This window comes from Colwellia sp. BRX8-5, assembly GCF_014077325.1.
In the GTDB taxonomy this organism is placed as follows: domain Bacteria; phylum Pseudomonadota; class Gammaproteobacteria; order Enterobacterales; family Alteromonadaceae; genus Colwellia_A.
The window spans coordinates 1-344 of sequence record NZ_JACGVR010000104.1 but is presented as its reverse complement, the minus strand read 5'-3'; the positions used below and the strand labels follow the sequence as shown (position 1 = coordinate 344).

2 protein-coding genes are annotated in these 344 nt (G+C 32.6%); both read right to left on the bottom strand.

All coding sequences use genetic code 11. The features are described from left to right. The coding region (locus H4J62_RS20825) for a hypothetical protein (RefSeq protein ID WP_220470121.1) at nucleotides 1–104 on the bottom strand (104 nt) is incomplete at its 3' end. Further along, nucleotides 94–344, bottom strand: a 251-nt coding sequence (locus tag H4J62_RS20090; protein ID WP_220470120.1) for a hypothetical protein, incomplete at its 5' end; no start/stop codon positions are given. The genes H4J62_RS20825 and H4J62_RS20090, both read right to left, overlap by 11 nt.

The following is a 344-nucleotide window of genomic DNA, read 5'->3' as shown; positions in this document are numbered from 1 at the left end:
ACGGTTTGAAATTCACTTTTCCCAGAGAAAAGTACTTTTTCTACTTTAAATTTAATCCCCAAAAAGTCTTCAAACTTTTCTTCTACCCATAAATTAGAGTGCATGGTTTTCTCCTGAAATATCAATCATAATTGGCTCAGCAAAGACTGTCTGTGGCAGAATATAGTTGGCAAAGTTTACTAAATAGCCATTATCAAGCTTTTTACAAACACGTGATTTACTCACATATTGTGTTGGAATTAACACCCTTAATTTTTGCTCAAAAGCTTGTTCATTAAAGCTCATTAAATCAAAAGATTTTGGTGCCAGTATCTCTAAAAGTTTTGGCGCAAGCAAAAGTAAAT